This is a genomic window from Actinoplanes sp. NPDC023936, assembly GCF_040639325.1.
Lineage (GTDB): Bacteria > Actinomycetota > Actinomycetes > Mycobacteriales > Micromonosporaceae > Actinoplanes.
The window spans coordinates 136,761-151,765 of sequence record NZ_JBEZZR010000014.1 but is presented as its reverse complement, the minus strand read 5'-3'; the positions used below and the strand labels follow the sequence as shown (position 1 = coordinate 151,765).

14 protein-coding genes, 1 pseudogene and 1 riboswitch are annotated in these 15,005 nt (G+C 72.0%); of the genes and pseudogenes, 11 read left to right on the top strand and 4 right to left on the bottom strand.

Annotated features, from left to right (window positions below; all coding sequences use genetic code 11):
• Nucleotides 1-126: 126 nt before the first annotated feature.
• The 8 genes from AB0F72_RS20430 (at nucleotide 127) to bluB (ending at nucleotide 7,263) form a co-directional block, all read left to right on the top strand.
• On the top strand, nucleotides 127-1,122 hold the full coding sequence (locus AB0F72_RS20430; RefSeq protein WP_360433392.1) for a trypsin-like serine protease: 996 nt from the start codon (nucleotides 127-129) through the stop codon (nucleotides 1,120-1,122).
• A 70-nt stretch (nucleotides 1,123-1,192) separates the two neighbouring features.
• Nucleotides 1,193-1,333, top strand: a complete 141-nt coding sequence (locus AB0F72_RS20425; protein ID WP_360433389.1) for a hypothetical protein — start codon at nucleotides 1,193-1,195, stop codon at nucleotides 1,331-1,333.
• 89 nt (nucleotides 1,334-1,422) lie between these two features.
• Nucleotides 1,423-1,653, top strand: a complete 231-nt coding sequence (locus AB0F72_RS20420) for a hypothetical protein (RefSeq protein ID WP_360433386.1) — start codon at nucleotides 1,423-1,425, stop codon at nucleotides 1,651-1,653.
• Between the two features lie 376 nt (nucleotides 1,654-2,029).
• Entirely contained in the window at nucleotides 2,030-3,223 is a 1,194-nt protein-coding gene (gene hppD, locus AB0F72_RS20415; RefSeq protein ID WP_360433382.1) for a 4-hydroxyphenylpyruvate dioxygenase, read from the top strand.
• 2 nt (nucleotides 3,224-3,225) lie between these two features.
• On the top strand, nucleotides 3,226-4,422 hold the full coding sequence (locus AB0F72_RS20410) for a cupin domain-containing protein (RefSeq protein WP_360433379.1): 1,197 nt from the start codon (nucleotides 3,226-3,228) through the stop codon (nucleotides 4,420-4,422).
• The gene (locus AB0F72_RS20405) at nucleotides 4,419-5,204 is read left to right on the top strand and encodes a hypothetical protein (RefSeq protein WP_360433376.1); all 786 of its coding nucleotides are present in this window, start codon (nucleotides 4,419-4,421) and stop codon (nucleotides 5,202-5,204) included. The genes AB0F72_RS20410 and AB0F72_RS20405 overlap by 4 nt, the downstream gene beginning before the upstream one ends.
• Complete coding sequence (gene fahA, locus AB0F72_RS20400) at nucleotides 5,201-6,370, top strand: fumarylacetoacetase (protein WP_360433373.1); 1,170 nt, start codon at nucleotides 5,201-5,203, stop codon at nucleotides 6,368-6,370. The genes AB0F72_RS20405 and fahA overlap by 4 nt, the downstream gene beginning before the upstream one ends.
• A gap of 11 nt (nucleotides 6,371-6,381) precedes the next feature.
• A riboswitch (cobalamin riboswitch) is annotated at nucleotides 6,382-6,589 on the top strand.
• Nucleotides 6,590-6,627: 38 nt separating this feature from the next.
• Nucleotides 6,628-7,263 carry a 5,6-dimethylbenzimidazole synthase gene (bluB, locus tag AB0F72_RS20395; protein WP_360433370.1) on the top strand — a complete coding sequence of 212 codons (636 nt, stop codon included), beginning with the start codon at nucleotides 6,628-6,630 and terminating at the stop codon, nucleotides 7,261-7,263.
• 1,202 nt (nucleotides 7,264-8,465) lie between these two features.
• Here bluB and AB0F72_RS20390 read toward each other — a convergent pair.
• Nucleotides 8,466-9,128: a response regulator transcription factor gene (locus AB0F72_RS20390; RefSeq protein WP_360433367.1), complete on the bottom strand. Its 663-nt coding sequence runs from the start codon at nucleotides 9,126-9,128 to the stop codon at nucleotides 8,466-8,468.
• A gap of 52 nt (nucleotides 9,129-9,180) precedes the next feature.
• Nucleotides 9,181-10,317: a histidine kinase gene (locus AB0F72_RS20385; RefSeq protein ID WP_360433364.1), complete on the bottom strand. Its 1,137-nt coding sequence runs from the start codon at nucleotides 10,315-10,317 to the stop codon at nucleotides 9,181-9,183.
• A 108-nt stretch (nucleotides 10,318-10,425) separates the two neighbouring features.
• On the opposite strand from AB0F72_RS20385, the gene AB0F72_RS20380 reads away from it, so the two are divergent.
• Both AB0F72_RS20380 and AB0F72_RS20375 read left to right on the top strand, forming a co-directional pair.
• A complete protein-coding gene (locus AB0F72_RS20380; RefSeq protein ID WP_360433361.1) occupies nucleotides 10,426-10,830 on the top strand; it encodes a DUF6069 family protein in 405 nt (134 codons plus the stop codon).
• Between the two features lie 34 nt (nucleotides 10,831-10,864).
• The gene (locus AB0F72_RS20375) at nucleotides 10,865-11,698 is read left to right on the top strand and encodes a patatin-like phospholipase family protein (protein WP_360433358.1); all 834 of its coding nucleotides are present in this window, start codon (nucleotides 10,865-10,867) and stop codon (nucleotides 11,696-11,698) included.
• A 254-nt stretch (nucleotides 11,699-11,952) separates the two neighbouring features.
• Here the strand turns inward: AB0F72_RS20375 and AB0F72_RS20370 are convergent.
• A pseudogene (locus AB0F72_RS20370) lies at nucleotides 11,953-12,507 on the bottom strand (SDR family NAD(P)-dependent oxidoreductase); the annotation flags it as partial.
• 52 nt (nucleotides 12,508-12,559) lie between these two features.
• Nucleotides 12,560-12,949 carry a nuclear transport factor 2 family protein gene (locus AB0F72_RS20365; RefSeq protein WP_360433355.1) on the bottom strand — a complete coding sequence of 130 codons (390 nt, stop codon included), beginning with the start codon at nucleotides 12,947-12,949 and terminating at the stop codon, nucleotides 12,560-12,562.
• 141 nt (nucleotides 12,950-13,090) lie between these two features.
• Here AB0F72_RS20365 and AB0F72_RS20360 point away from each other — a divergent pair, with 141 nt between their 5' ends.
• Entirely contained in the window at nucleotides 13,091-14,845 is a 1,755-nt protein-coding gene (locus AB0F72_RS20360) for a hypothetical protein (RefSeq protein ID WP_360433352.1), read from the top strand.
• Nucleotides 14,846-15,005: the final 160 nt, after the last annotated feature.

Sequence of the window (15,005 nt, the reverse complement as noted above, 5' to 3'; positions counted from 1 at the left end):
GCCGGACCGCTCTGGGCTGGTTTGCCCTAGTACGGCTAGGCTTGGCGCCATTCTCCAGGGAGCGGGGAGAATCAAGATCCGCTTGTGAACGTAATTCGGGTTGCGTTCGTCAATAACAGTGTGCGGATGTTCTGGAAGTTGTTGCCGATGGTCCTTGCGGCGCCGGTCGGCGCGGTCGTTGCGGCCGCCCCTGCCGAGGCGATCGCCAACGGGACGAGTGTGCCCGACGGGCGGTATCCCTTCGCGGTCAAACTGATCGACAACGGCATCCCGACCGCGGACGGCGGCCGCCGGGACAGCTCGTGCTCGGGCGGGCTGATCTCGCCGCACTGGGTGCTCACGGCCGGGCACTGCTTCAAGGACGCGAACGGCCGCCGGGTGTCCCGGCCGGTCGCCGAGGAGACCCTCGCCACTGTCGGGCGCACCGATCAGAGCGGCGACGACGGGCACCAGACCGAGGTCGTGGAGGTCCGCCAGCACGGCGAGGCGGACGTCGCGCTGGCCCGCCTGGATCGCGCGATCACGGACATCACCCCGCTGCGGCTGAGCCGCGAACGCCCGGCGGCGGGCCAGAAAGCCCGCTTGGTCGGGTACGGGCTGACGACCGCGACAGCCAAGCGGACTCCTGATCGTTTACGGACCGGCCAGTTCCGGGTGACAGGCGTGGAGCAGACCGAGATGGGTCTGTCCGGAGTGTCACCGAAACGCAGCACCAGCCCGTGCGAGCGCGACTCCGGCGGGCCGTACTTCACCGAGTCGAAGGACGGCGCGGCAGTGGTGGTCGGCGTGGTGAGCCGTGGCCCGGCCTGCCCGCACACCGGCCCGGACATCGCGACCCGGGTGGACGCGATCGCGCCCTGGATCCTCTCGATCATCAAGTCCGACCTGGCCGCGGCGAGCCCGTCGCCGAAGCCGTCCAAGACCACCAAGAAGTCGACCAAGCCCGGCACACCGTCTCGGACCGTAGCGGCCGCCCCGCCGTCCACCGACCCGGCCGCGCTGACCCTGCCACCGGCGGCCCTGCTGTCGGTCCCGATCGTCCTGGCCATCCTGATCGGCCTGCTCACGGCCGCCCGGGGCAGACGCCGGTACCGCGGCCGCCGGCGGAACCCAGCGCGCTGAGCCGGGAGTGAGGCGGCGGCTACCGAGCAAAACGCTCAAGCCGGGCGCCGGCGTGCCGAACGTAACCGTCATGCCGAAGTTCCAGCGAATGACGTACCCGCCGGTCCAGCCGGACGCCCGGCTCGTGCACACCATCGTCCCGACCGGGCGCATCACCCGCCGGCCCACCGAGGCGCCCCGGGACGAAGCCGCCACCGAGGATCAGGCGTAGTCCGTAGTCCGTAGCCCCGGTCCGGTCCGCGGGCCGGTGGTGGCCATGCTCACGTGTTCGCCCCGGTCCGACCGGGTACTCGCGCCGTCATGGCCGACCAAACCTTGATCCGGATCCGGGCGGCCGCCGAGGCCTACACCGAGGCGGTGCGGCAGACGCAGCGCTACTTCGACCGGATCGACGACACCACCGACCCCAGCGTGCTGATCGAATACGCGGAGCTGGTCCGCAACGAGGAAGCAGCCCTCGCCGACCGGCTCGACGCGCTCACCGCGGCCGGCCTGCGGGCGGAGAGCTTCGACGCGGGCTCCGAAATCTGACCTCCAAAACACGGCCATCGATGGCAGGATTACCCTGTTCTGGGCGTTTCCCTTGCGCCCATTCCCGGGTACGGCCGACCGGCGCCCGTCGCGCCGAAGGAGGATCAGTGGAACCCGCACAGTGGCCGCGCCCATCCCGACTCCGACGGCGCGGCCGATCGCGGTGCGGGGTCGCCCGCCGCCCGATCTGGGCCCCGCCGGACCGCCGTCCACGGCGTCGCCCGACGTAGCGAATCCCTGGGCAGATTGCCCAGCCGGGACCGCCCTACCAGCGGGTATCTGTGCATTCTGCTCGGCGGAAACTGGACGTGTTGCGCAGGCCACAGCTCTCTGAGCAGCCTGTCAGCATCACCGGTTTCCCGCCGAAGGGAGCACGATGTCCGTCAACGACACGCTGACCAACGAAGAGCGGCTCGCGGAGCTCGACCTCGACACCCTCAAGCAGCTGGTGGGTCTCGTCGAGTACGACTCCGCCGCCGATCCGTTCCCCGTCACCGGCTGGGACGCGATCGTCTGGGCGGTCGGCAACGCCACCCAGACCGCGCACTTCTTCCAGTCCGCGTTCGGGATGGAGCTGGTGGCCTACTCCGGTCCGGAGACCGGCAACCGCGACCACATGTCGTACGTGCTGAAGAGCGGCGCGATCCGGTTCGTCATCAACGGCGGAGTGGCGCCGGACAGCCCGATCATCGCCCACCACGCCCGGCACGGTGACGGCATCATCGACATCGCCCTGGCGGTGCCGGACGTCGACAAGTGCATCGAGCACGCCCGCGCGCAGGGCGCCACCGTCCTCGAGGAGCCGCACGACGTCTCCGACGAGTTCGGCACCGTGCGGATGGCCGCGATCGCGACCTACGGCGAGACACGGCACACTCTCGTCAACCGCACCCACTACACGGGTCCCTACCTGCCGGGATACGTGACGCGCACCTCGACCCGGCCGAAGAAGAAGCGCATCTTCCAGGCGCTGGACCACGTGGTCGGCAACGTCGAGCTCGGCGCCATGGACGAGTGGGTGGACTTCTACAACCGGGTGCTCGGCTTCACCAACATGGCCGAGTTCATCGGCGACGACATCGCCACCGACTACTCGGCGCTGATGTCCAAGGTCGTCGCGTCCGGCAACCACCGGGTGAAGTTCCCGCTCAACGAGCCCGCGGTCGGCAAGAAGAAGTCGCAGATCGACGAGTACCTGGAGTTCTACGGCGGTCCGGGCGCGCAACACCTGGCGCTCGCCACCAACGACATCCTGCGGGCCGTCGACGCGCTGACCGAGGAGGGCGTGGAGTTCCTCGCCACCCCGGACTCCTACTACTCCGACCCGGAGCTGCGGGCCCGGATCGGCCAGGTGCGGGTGCCGATCGACGAGCTGCAGAAGCGCGGCATCCTGGTGGACCGGGACGAGGACGGGTACCTGCTGCAGATCTTCACGAAGCCGATCGGCGACCGGCCCACGGTCTTCTTCGAGCTGATCGAGCGGCACGGCTCGCTCGGCTTCGGCAAGGGCAACTTCAAGGCGCTGTTCGAGGCCATCGAGCGCGAGCAGGCCAAACGCGGGAACTTCTAGTCATGGCCTACTACCAGCGAGCCGGCCATGTCCCACCGAAGCGGCACACCCAGCACCGCGATCCCGGCGGCCACCTCTACTACGAGGAGCTGATGGGGGAGGAGGGCTTCTCCTCGGACTCCTCGCTGCTCTACCACCGGCACGTCCCGTCGGCCGTTGTCGGCGCCCGGATCTGGCAGCTGCCCGACCAGTCCACCCAGTCCAACCAGCCGCTGCTGCCGCGCCACCTCAAGCTGCACGAGCTCTTCGGCGGCGAGGAGTGGAAGTCGTGCGACGCGGTCCGCGACCGGCGCCTGGTGCTCGGCAACGCCGACGTGCGGATCAACTACGTGGTGGCCGGCACCGCGTCGCCGCTGTACCGCAACGCCACCGGCGACGAGTGCGTCTACGTCGAGGCCGGGACCGGGACCGTGGAGACCGTCTTCGGTGACCTCGACGTGGGTCCCGGCGACTACGTGATCGTGCCGCGGGCGACCACCCACCGCTGGGTGCCGTCCGGGCACGAGCCGCTGCGCCTCTACCCGATCGAGGCGAACAGCCACATCGCCCCGCCGAAGCGCTACCTCTCCCGGTACGGCCAGTTCCTTGAGCACGCGCCGTACTGCGAGCGCGACCTGCGCCTGCCGTCAGGTGTGCGGCAGGTGGAGGAGGCCCAGGTCGAGGTCTACATCAAGCACCGCGGCGACGGCCCGGCCGGGCTGGCCGGCAGCGTGCACGTGCTGCCGCACCACCCGTTCGACGTGGTCGGCTGGGACGGGTGCCTCTATCCGTACGCGTTCAACATCGCCGACTACGAGCCGATCACCGGCCGGATCCACCAGCCGCCGCCGGTGCACCAGGTCTTCGAGGGCGCCAACTTCGTGATCTGCAACTTCGTGCCGCGCAAGGTCGACTACCACCCGCTCGCGGTGCCGGTGCCCTACTACCACTCCAACGTCGACAGCGACGAGGTGATGTTCTACGTCGGCGGCGACTACGAGGCCCGCAAGGGCTCCGGCATCGACGTCGGGTCGATCACCCTGCACCCGGGCGGCTACCCGCACGGGCCGCAGCCGGCCGCGATCGAGGCCAGCCTCGGCGCGGAACGATTCGACGAGACGGCCGTCATGGTGGACACGTTCCGGCCGCTCGGTCTCGGCGAGGCCGGCCGGATCAGCGACGACGGCGTCTACGCCTGGACCTGGGCGCGCACGCCGTGAACCCGATCTTCCTGCGGCTCTTCGACGACGCGGCGATCTTCCCGCCGGGTGATCTGCCGATCCCGGACGCGGTCAAGGCGTACCGGGAGCGGCAACTGTCGCCCCTGGAGCCGCTGCTCGGGCCGTTCGTCTGCTCGCTGGCCCGCCTCGACGAGCTGATCGCGGCGGCGGCGGCCGGCGGACGGCCCCTGCCGGTGTCACTCGTCCTGCCCGGGCCGGATCTGGCCGCCGTCCCGGCGGCGTCGACGGCGATCGACGTCGTGGCGATCGAGGCGCCGGGATTGATCGGTCGGGGCGGGACGCGTAGCGCGTACCGCGAAGTTGCCTGGGCGGAGATCACCGCGACGCGCGTCGCGGCCTTGCGCGACGCGGGCCTGCGATTGAAGATCAGGACCGGTGGGGTACGGGCCGAAGCGTTCCCGACCGAAAAGGATCTGGCTGAGGCGCTCTGCCGGGCGACCGAGGGCGGTGTGCCGTTCAAGCTCACCGCGGGACTGCACGACCCGATCCGCCACCGTGACCCGCTGACCGGTTTCGAGCATCACGGGTTCCTCAACGTGCTGGTCGCGACCGCGCACGCCGTGCAGGGTGGCGGTGCCGGCGAGATCGCGGCCGCGCTCGCCGACCAGGACGGCCACCGGGTCGCCGCGGCGATCACCACCATCGATGACGGGCTGGCGCGCGAGGTGCGGCGGCAGTTCGTCAGTTTCGGCACCTGCAGCATCAGCGAGCCTGTCGACGGCCTGCTGCAGCTCGGACTTCTCCCGGAGGGAATCCTGTGAGCCCGCTCGGCAGCCCGGCCACTCTGCCCTACGGCGTGTTCAGCACGGCGGCCGACGCGCATCCCCGGTCCGGCGTCGCGATCGGCGACCAGATCATCGATCTCCCGGCGGCCGTCCGGCGGCTCGCCCCGCAGCTGGCGGGCGCGGTCGCCGGGCCGTCCCTGGACGCCCTGCTGGCCGCCGGCCCGCGGGTCTGGGCCGACCTGCGAGCACAGCTGACCACCTGGGTCACCGACGAGATCTATCGCGATCTGCTCCAGCCGCATCTCGTGCCGGCCCGCGACGCGACGCTGCACCTGCCGTTCACGGTGGCCGACTACGTCGACTTCTACGCCTCCGAGCAGCACGCCACCAACCTCGGGCGGATCCTGCGCCCCGGCCAGGAGCCGCTCACCGCGAACTGGAAACACCTCCCGATCGGCTATCACGGCCGTGCCGGAACCGTCGTCGTGTCCGGAACCGACATCGTGCGGCCGAGCGGCCAGCGGACCAGTCCGGCCGGCCCGGTCTTCGGCGCTTCGCAACGGCTGGACATCGAGGCCGAACTGGGCTTCGTCGTCGGCGTCGGGTCCGCGCTCGGCAAGCCGGTCGAGCTCGGCGCGTTCGAGGAGCACGTCTTCGGGGTCTGCCTGGTCAACGACTGGTCGGCGCGGGACATCCAGGCCTTCGAGTACGTTCCGCTCGGCCCGTTCCTGGGCAAGAGCTTCGCCACCTCGATCAGCCCGTGGATCGTCCCGCTGTCCGCTCTCGACCATGCCCGCGTGGCGCCGCCGGAGCGAACCGTGCCGCTGCAGCCCTACCTCGACGACGAGAAGACGCCGGCGTGGGGCCTGGACGTGCGGCTCACGGTGACCCTGAACGGTCACGTGATCTCCGAGCCGCGCGCCGCCGACATGTACTGGACTGGCGCACAGATGCTCGCGCACCTGACCGTCAACGGCGCCTCCCTGCGCACCGGCGACCTCTACGCGTCCGGAACGATCAGCGGCGGCTCACCGGGTTCGCTGATCGAACTGTCCTGGAACGGTCAGCAGCCCCTGACGCTGCCGGACGGCTCGACCCGGGCGTTCCTGGCGGACGGCGACGAGGTGGTGATCAGCGCTGTCGCGCCGGGCCCGGGCGGCTCCACGATCAGCCTCGGCGAGGTCCGTGGCCGCATCGTCTAGGGTGTGACACGGCACGAACTTTGATGCGAGGTGCCCCGGCCCCCTGAAGGCCGGGGAGAATCTGGGAAGCCGGTGGAATTCCGGCACGGGCCCGCCGCGGTGACCGGGGAGCCGCCGCCCACGCGCGCGAGCGCAGCCACTGGCCGCTTCGGCTGGGAAGGCGGGCGGTGAGGTGACGATCCGGGAGTCCGAAGACCGGCCTCGCCGACTGTCGCCCGGGCCGTCCGTCCGGGCCGAACCGCAGCGGGAGCCTGCCCATGTCCAGTCAGCTGTACGACGTCATCCACCGCCGCCGGGACGTCCGCGGCCAGTTCACCGGCGCCCCGATCCCGCCGGCCGTCCTCGATCGCGTACTGGCGGCCGCCCACGCCGCGCCCAGCGTCGGCCTCTCCCAGCCCTGGGACTTCATCCTGGTCAGCGACGAGACGACCCGCGCCGCCTTCCACGATCACGTCCAGCAGGAGCGCGCGACGTTCGCGTCCACCCTCGACCCGGGTGCCGCCGCGACATTTTCCAAGATCAAAATTGAGGGGGTACGGGAGTCCACCCTCTCCGTGGTCGTCACCTACGACCCGGACCGGGGCAGCCCGGCGGTCCTCGGCCGGCACGCCATCGCCGACGCCGGGCTGTATTCGGTCTGCCTGGCGATCCAGAACCTCTGGCTGGCCGCCACCGCCGAGAACCTGGGCGTCGGCTGGGTCTCCTTCTACCGCGAGCCGTTCGTCCAGGACCTGCTCGGCATCCCGGCGACCATCCGCCCGGTCGCCTGGCTCTGCCTGGGCCCGGTCACCCACCTGGAACACACCCCCGACCTGGAACGCCACGGCTGGCGCCACCGAACCCCGTGGCAGTCAGCGGTCCACGAGAACAGGTGGTCCCCGCCCGTGGGCTGACCTCCGCTACCGCCCGCTCCGCCCGCCCCCGCCCGTGGGCTGACCTCCGCCCCCGTCCGCTCCGCCCGCCCCCGCCCCGCCCCGCCCGCTCTGCCAGCCGGTCCGGCTGGTCGTCAGTGCTGACCCCGCTGTGGTCCGCCGGGGTTCGCGACCGGGAACCGGCCGCCCGGCGGTGTGCCGCTTGCGTTGCGTGTCACGGTGGGTGGCCGGCGACGGTGAACCGCTGCGGGTTCGCGGGATTCTGTGGGGCGCGGGGCGTCTGCGGGTTTCCGGAAAGCGCGGCGTTTACCACGGATGCCGGCACGCAGGGTGACAAGGGTCCGCGCGGAGCGGCCCGGGTCTTCGGCTCGCCCAAGCGGCGACGCCGCGCTTCGACAACAGGGCCGGGGCCCGGGAGCACTGACGGCCAGCTGGACCAGCCGGTCCAGCTGGTCATCGTTGCTGTCCTCGGGGGATCGTGGGATGGGGCGGTCCGGCTGGCGCTCGATGCTGTCCACACGGTCCGCGAGAACGCTGACAGCCAGCCGAGCAAGACGAGCTGGCCACCAGTGCTGACCCGCCGCCCCAAGAACCTGCCTGAGCTACGGCTGACCGCCCCGAGCCGTAGCTGTGAGCTCCCGGCCCGACAAACCTGCCTGAACTACGGCTCACCGACCCGGGCCGTAGCCAACGCACGTTCCCGGCCCGAGAAACATGCCCGGGCTACGGCTCACCGGCCGATGCGGTCGCGCGTCACGGTCGGTCGCCGCCGACCGTGGAGCGCTGGGGGTTTTCGTCACCCTGTGGGGCCTGGGGCGTCCGCGGGTTTCCGCGCAGCGCGACGTTGACCGCGGATGTCGGCACGCTGGGTGACAACGGTTCGTGCTGACGGGCGGTCTGGCCCTGATTTTCGGCTGGCCCCGCAACGGTGATGCGTGCCTCGGGACCATTGCCGCGGCCGAGCGCCCTGACGACCAGCTGGTCCAGCTGGTCGTCAGTGCTGTCCTCGGCTGGTGGATCGTGGAAGCGCGCGGTCCGGCTGGCGCTCGGTGCTGTCCCGCCGGGCCGGCGAGAACACCGACGGCCAGCCGGGCCACACGAGCTGGTCACCAGTGCTGCCGGATGCCTGTTCCGAGAGCACTGCGCGCCAGCCCGCCTCACCGATCCACGATTGGACCCCGACACGCCGACGACCGCGAGACGCCAACCCCGACCGCGACCCCTCAGACCAGCCCCGCGTCGTGGGCGAGCAGCGCGATCTGCGTCCTGTTGTCCAGCCCCAGCTTCGTGAGCACGTGCGACACATGCGTCTTCACGGTCGCCAGCGTCATGTCCAGCTCCGCGCCGATCTCCGCGTTGCTCCGGCCCTGCCCGATCGCCACCACCACGTCCCGCTCCCGGGGGCTGAGCCCGGCCAGCACCCCGGTGGCCCGCGCATAGGCCCCGGCCTGCACGGCCACCCGGTCCATCAGCCGCCGGGTGATCCGCGGGGACAGGATCGGCTCGCCGGCCGCCACCTGGCGGATGGCCTCGGCGATCCGGGCGGGCGGCGTGTCCTTCAGCAGGAAGCCACTGGCCCCGGCGCGCAGCGCGTGCAGGATGTTCTCGTCGGTGTCGAACGTGGTCAGCACGATGACCTCGGGCGGCCGGGGCCGGGCCCGCAGCCGCCGGGTCGCGGTGATGCCGTCGACGCGGGGCATCCGGAGGTCCATCAGGACCACGTCGGGGTGGTGGGCGTCGGTGGCGGCGGGCACCTTGTCGCCGTCGTCGGCCTCACCGACGACGGCGAGGCCGGGCGCGCCGTCGAGCATCATGGTCAGCCCGGCGCGCACGAGGGCGTCGTCGTCCACCACGAGCACGCGCACCGGCGGAGTCATGGCGGCCATCGTAACGACGCGCGCTGCCGGCCCCCGCCCGCGAGCGCACCCGCCGGCGGAGTCATGGCGGCCACGGCAGCGACGCGTGCAACCGGAACTCGCCTCCGGTCGCCTGATGGTCGAGCCGGCCGCCGGCGAGGCTGACTCGTTCGGTGAGGCCGACCAGCCCGGCCCCTCCGGAGAACCCCGGCGGGGCGGCGGTCGTCAGCGGATTGACCAGCGAGATCTCCAGCCCGGCTCCGGGGCCGCCGCGCATCGCCACGGAGACCGGCTGGCCGGCCGCGTGTTTGCGGGCGTTGGTGAGTCCTTCCTGGATCACCCGGTACGCGGTCCGGGCCACCGCCGGCGGCGCCTCCTCGGCGCCCTCCACCGAGCAGCTCAGCCGCACCGCGGTGCCGGCGTCACGGGACTCCTCGACGAGGCGGGGCACGTCGGCGAGCACCGGCTGCGGGCGGCCCGGGTCGGCGTCGGCAACCTCGTCCTCGCGGAGCAGGGAGATCACTTCGCGGAGTTCCTCCAGGGCCTGGTGCACGCCGTCGCGGACCACTCCGGCGGCGCGGGACAGCTGTTCGGGCGGGGAGTCCGGCCGGTACTCCATCGCGCCGGCGAACGTGGCCAGCAGCGACAGCCGGTGGGCGAGCACGTCGTGCATCTCGTGGGCGATCCTGCGGCGTTCCAGCATCCGGGCTTCGGCGACGCGGCGGCCCTGTTCGGCCTCGGCGCGGCGGGCCCGGTCGTGCAGGGAGCTGATCAGCGCCTCGCGGGCCTGGGCCCAGGCTCCCCAGCCGAGCAGAGCACCGTACCCAATGGTGATCAATATCAGCCACCAGCCGTAGGACATGCCACCGGCGGATCGCCATGCCCCCTGGATCGCGTGCGCGGCGACGCCGGCGGCGGCCACGCCGATCGCGACCGGGAAGCGCCGCCGCCGGGCCACCTGCAACGCGCCCATCGTGGCCGGCGGGGTGACCGCGGGGGAGAGCGCGGCCAGGGCGGTGAGCAGCGCGGTCGCCGTCACCGGCCGGCGGAGCAGCAGTGGGGTGAGCAGCCAGCCGAGGCCGCCGGCCACCAGGTCGAGGGTGAGCAGCGGCCCGGCCGGCCGATCGCTCCACCAGGACACGATCGACACCGCGATCAGGCCGCCGGACGCGATCATGGTCCAGGCGACGGCGATGACGATTCTGCGACGATCGGTCACGCAGCGAGGCTAACCATCGACCACCGCCGGCCGACACCATCCAAAGTCGTAGGCCACCCCGTCCGCGGCCCGATGTGCGCGCCCGCCGATTCATCGATGCTTCCCGGCATGACGACGCATCAGACACACACCCCTTCCCCGGTACGACGGAACGGCCGCCCCGTCACGATCGGGGCGGGGGCCGCCGGCGCCCTGCTGCTGTGGGCCGTGAACGACCCGTGGGGCGGCCATGACCTGGTCGTCGACCAGGGCGCGATCGGCCCGGTGGCGGTCGTGGTGACCGCCCTGCTCGCCGGAGTCGCCGCCTGGGCTCTGCTCGTGATCCTGGAGCGCCGCAGCCGCCGCCCGGCCCGGACCTTCCGGGTCATCGCCTCGATCGTGCTGCTGCTGTCGCTGGCCGGCCCGCTCGGCGCCGGCGGCGACCTGACCACCACGCTGGCGCTGATCGGCATGCATCTCACGGTCGGCCTGGCCCTGATCCTCGGCCTGCCGGGCCGGCGACAGTGCCGGTAACCGTGTTCTTCGATCTTCGGTTAAGGTCCAGGACGTGACGAAGGCTCTGGTTCTCGGCGGCGGTGGCGTGACCGGCATCGCCTGGCATCTCGGCGTCCTCTGCGGCCTGCAGCGCGCCGGTTCCCCGCTCGGCGGCGCCGACACGATCGTCGGCACCTCGGCGGGTTCGGTGGTCGGCACGCTGCTGGCGGCGGGCGTCGACCTGGAGGAGGCGGTGGCCGGGCAGCGGCGTGTGGTGGCGCCCCGCCCGAGCGGTGGCGGCGGCCGCAACACCGGGCAGTTCCTCGCCGCGCTGGCGGTCCTCGCCGACCCGTCGGTGCCGGCGCAGCAGGCGAGGGCGCAGGTCGGCGCGATGGCCCTGACCGCGCCCACCACGGACGAGGCCACGTATCTGTCCCGGATGGAGCCGCTGATCCCGGTGCGCGACTGGCCGGACCGTGATCTGCGGCTGGTGGTCGTCGACGCGGCCGACGGCCGGGACCTGGTGCTGGATCGGGCCTCCGGCGCCACCCTGCTGCAGGCGGTGTCGGCGAGCTGCGCGGTGCCCGGCCTGATGCCGCCGGTCACGATCGGCGACGCCCGCTACATGGACGGGGGAGTGCGGCTGGGCGCCGGAGCGGACCTGGCCGCCGGCGCCGACCACCTCGTGGTGATCGCCCCGATGGCCGCGCTGAGCCGGGACCGGATCATTGCCGAGATGGCGTCCACCGGCGCCGGCAAGACCCTGCTGATCGAGCCGGACGAGGCCGCGCGGGAAGCGTTCGGGCCGAACTTCATGGACCCGTCGCGCCGGGCCGCCGCGGCCGAGGCCGGGCTGCGCCAGGGCGCGACGCTGGCCGAGGCGGTCCGGGCGGTCTGGCCCGCTTGAGAGAACGGCGTGAACACGTTGCCCTCGTGCGGCGCCACCGTCTCGGCGGACAGTCCGCGGCGCCGCATGAGGGGTCCCACCAGCAGGTCGTACAGCGGCGGGGTGGCGACGAACCCGAACTGGATGATCCGGTTCGCCAGCCCGACGGTCACCACGCCGCGAGGCCGCCGGGCGCAGCGGACGATCGCCGCCGCCACCTTCTCCGGCGAGTCCACCGGCGGCGGGGGCTGCCCGTACCGTCCCGCGAAGTTGGCCGCGGTCCGATAGATGGGCGTGTCCACCGAGCCGGGCGCGACCAGGCAGACGTGGATGCCGGGGGCGTCCCGGGTCTCCAGGCGTAACGCCCGCACCAGCGCTCGCAGGCCCCACTTGCTGGTGACATAGGAGCTGGTGTACGGGGTGACGACCGTCCCCAGCAACGACCCGCCGTAGATCAGCACCCCGCGTCCCTGAGCCCGGAACCGCTTCAGCGCGACGCGCGCCACGTTCGCCGCGCCGATCAGATCCGTCTCGACGACCTGGTTGAACACGTCGGCGGGCACGTCCTCGAACCGTCCGTACGCCATCACCGCGGCCGTGTGCACCCACACGTCGACCCGGCCGAACGCGTCCGCGACCGGGTCCAGGGCCGGCGGGTCGGTCACGTCGGCGACCACGACGCGTACCTCGGCGCCGAGGTCCCGGCAGACCTCGGCGACCGGTTCCAGCGACGACGCGGACCGGGCGGCCAGGACCAGTCGCGCGCCCGCGCGGGCGAACGCGATCGCGGCGGCCCGCCCGACGCCGCTGGATGCTCCGGTGATGACCACGACCACGCACCGTGCTGTACCCCGCGGTCCCCGGGGTAAGCGTGAATCGGGATCAGGCCTGCGCCGCGGCCTCCCGGCGGATCTGGTCGAACTGGGCGCCCATCGCCTCGGCCAGCGCGTTCGCTCCGGAGAGCGGCCGGACCATGACCATCACCTCGTCGATCAGCCCGTCCTCGTCGAGGTGCAGGAAGTCGCAGCCGGTCACCTGCTTGCCGCCGACCGTGGCTTCGAAGACCAGCGCGTGGTCGCGCTCGCCGGCGATCTCCCGGACGTACCGGAAGTCCTCGAAGACCCGCAGCGCGGCGCGCAGGATCGCCGCGGTGATCGCCTTGCCCGGATAGGGCGGGAACGCGACGGGGCTGACGAACACGACGTCGTCGGCGAGCAGGGACTCGAGCGCGGCGGCGTCACGGGCCTCCACCGCGGTACGGAACGGATGCATAGCAGCCACCTCCGGATAGTCAATTCGTTGACTATCCAACAGGGTGACGACTCACGCTGTCCATAGCCGCCCCGTCACGGGCGCCCAGCCGGTACGGATAACCTCGGCACGCGACCGGGACGCCGAGAGGAACGAACGGGTTTGGGGACTGCTGACGACCTGCGGCTGCTGCGCGCCTACGAGCCGGTGGCCAAGTTCACCGAGGGGGAGTACTTCTACCCGATCTCGGTCGAGCGGTTCGTGCGGCAGGCCGGCCTGTGGCGCGCCGAGCCGGGCGCGAACCCGGTGCAGATCCTGGAACCGGGCGGGCTGACCCTCGACACCCTCGCCGAGGCGGGCGGCGCCCAGCACGGTCTGGGCTATTCGATTTCGGGCATCGGCAGCGAACGACTCACCCACATCCCGCTCCGCGAACGCCCGCCGCACCTGGCCCGGGCCAGCCGGCTCGCCTCGGTCGGGCTCACCGCCCGGCTCGTCGACACGGTCAACCGTTTCTCGCTGCTGTTCCGCGGCAGCGTCCCGGGCGGCAGCGCGGCGCACTCGTTCCTGCTGCAACGCGACCACCTGGAGCCGATGCGGCCGATGTACTACGGCCGGGTGCTGCGCGACGACCCGTGGATCGTTCTGCAGTACTGGTACTTCTACTCGTTCAACAACTGGCGCTCGGCGTTCGGCGGGGTCAACGAGCACGAGGGGGACTGGGAGCAGGTCACCGTCTTCCTCGATGCGACAGGCTCACTCGAAGGCGCCGCGGAGCCGCGGCCCGCGTGGGTGGTCTTCTCGGCGCATGACGAGACCGGCGACGACCTGCGGCGACGCTGGGACGACCCGGACCTGAGCCTGGTCGGCGGCACCCACCCGGTGGTGTTCGTCGGCGCCGGGTCGCACTCCGGCGCGTACCTGCCCGGCGACTACCTGATCACGGTACGGCCGCCGCGGCTGCGTGGTCTGGTCACCGCGCTGCGCTGGTCGGCGCGGCTGCTCGCGCCCTGGTCACCGGAGGACCAGCGGACCGTCGGCATCCCGTACGTCGACTACGCCCGCGGCGACGGGCGGGCGATCGGTCCCGGACAGCGCGAGGCCTGGCATCCCGTGGTGATCAGCGACGACACCCCGTGGGTGCGGGACTTCCGGGGTCTGTGGGGACGCGACACCCGCGACCGGCTCGGCGGCGAACGCGGGCCGGCCGGTCCGCGGTACACCCGGGACGGCACCGTGCGGGCCTGCTGGGCCGATCCGGTCAGCTGGGCGGGACTCGCCAAGGTGGTGCCCGATCCGGCCGAGGAACGGCGGTACGCGGAGATCCGTACCCAGAAGGACCGTGACCGGCTCGCCGAGCTGGACCAGGAGATCGCCGCCCTGCGCCACGAGCTCGCGGTGGCGGGGGCGGGCCTGCCGGCCGCCGATCCGGAGGTACGCGCCCTGGCTGCCCGGGAGCAGCGGCTGCTCGGGCTGCGGATGGAACACACCCGTCTCGCCGACGAGCTGCACCGGGCCACCGTCACACCCGGACCGGTCCCCGACGACCCGCACGCCCACCTGCAGCACCGGAGGCTGCCGATGGAGCAGGCGACGGGCTTCCTCGGCCGGTCCCGGTCCTGGTGGGCGGTGCTGAGCACGCCGCTGATCCTGTGGGCGATCGGTGCGGTCGCCTCACCCCTGGCGGCGATCCAGGGGCAGGAGACAGCGCTCGTGCTGCTGCTCCTGCTTCTCGGCGTGGAGGGCCTGGTACGCGGCAAGTTCTTCGCCGTCATGCTGCGCCTCCTGGTCGCGGCCGCCGTGGTCTTCCTGATCTCGGTGCTCGTGGTGGACGGCCGCTATGTGATCACTTTCGGCTTCTTCGCGGCGGCCCTGCTGGTGTTGCTCGTGAACATCAGGGAGGCCTGGCGGCGCTGACCGGCTGCCGGTCGGCGATTCGCCGGGAGAGCTGTGACGGTGGGGTTCCGCCTTCTCGAACCGCAAGGACCGAAGGCTGCTCGTAACTTCCGGGCGGCCTTTCGGTTGTTCGCAGGCGGGCGAGGATGGTTGACGACATAGACTCGTAACTATATGTTGC

Bases quoted from the DNA above. Each gene is read 5' to 3' on its own strand.
- AB0F72_RS20390 (WP_360433367.1), bottom strand. From the start codon at position 9,128: ATGGCCGCCATGACTCCGCCGGTGCGCGTGCTCGTGGTGGACGACGAC.
- AB0F72_RS20425 (WP_360433389.1), top strand. From the start codon at position 1,193: ATGCCGAAGTTCCAGCGAATGACGTACCCGCCGGTCCAGCCGGACGCC.
- AB0F72_RS20365 (WP_360433355.1), bottom strand. From the start codon at position 12,949: ATGCATCCGTTCCGTACCGCGGTGGAGGCCCGTGACGCCGCCGCGCTC.
- hppD (WP_360433382.1), top strand. From the start codon at position 2,030: ATGTCCGTCAACGACACGCTGACCAACGAAGAGCGGCTCGCGGAGCTC.
- AB0F72_RS20430 (WP_360433392.1), top strand. From the start codon at position 127: ATGTTCTGGAAGTTGTTGCCGATGGTCCTTGCGGCGCCGGTCGGCGCG.
- AB0F72_RS20380 (WP_360433361.1), top strand. From the start codon at position 10,426: ATGACGACGCATCAGACACACACCCCTTCCCCGGTACGACGGAACGGC.
- AB0F72_RS20410 (WP_360433379.1), top strand. From the start codon at position 3,226: ATGGCCTACTACCAGCGAGCCGGCCATGTCCCACCGAAGCGGCACACC.
- bluB (WP_360433370.1), top strand. From the start codon at position 6,628: ATGTCCAGTCAGCTGTACGACGTCATCCACCGCCGCCGGGACGTCCGC.
- AB0F72_RS20420 (WP_360433386.1), top strand. From the start codon at position 1,423: ATGGCCGACCAAACCTTGATCCGGATCCGGGCGGCCGCCGAGGCCTAC.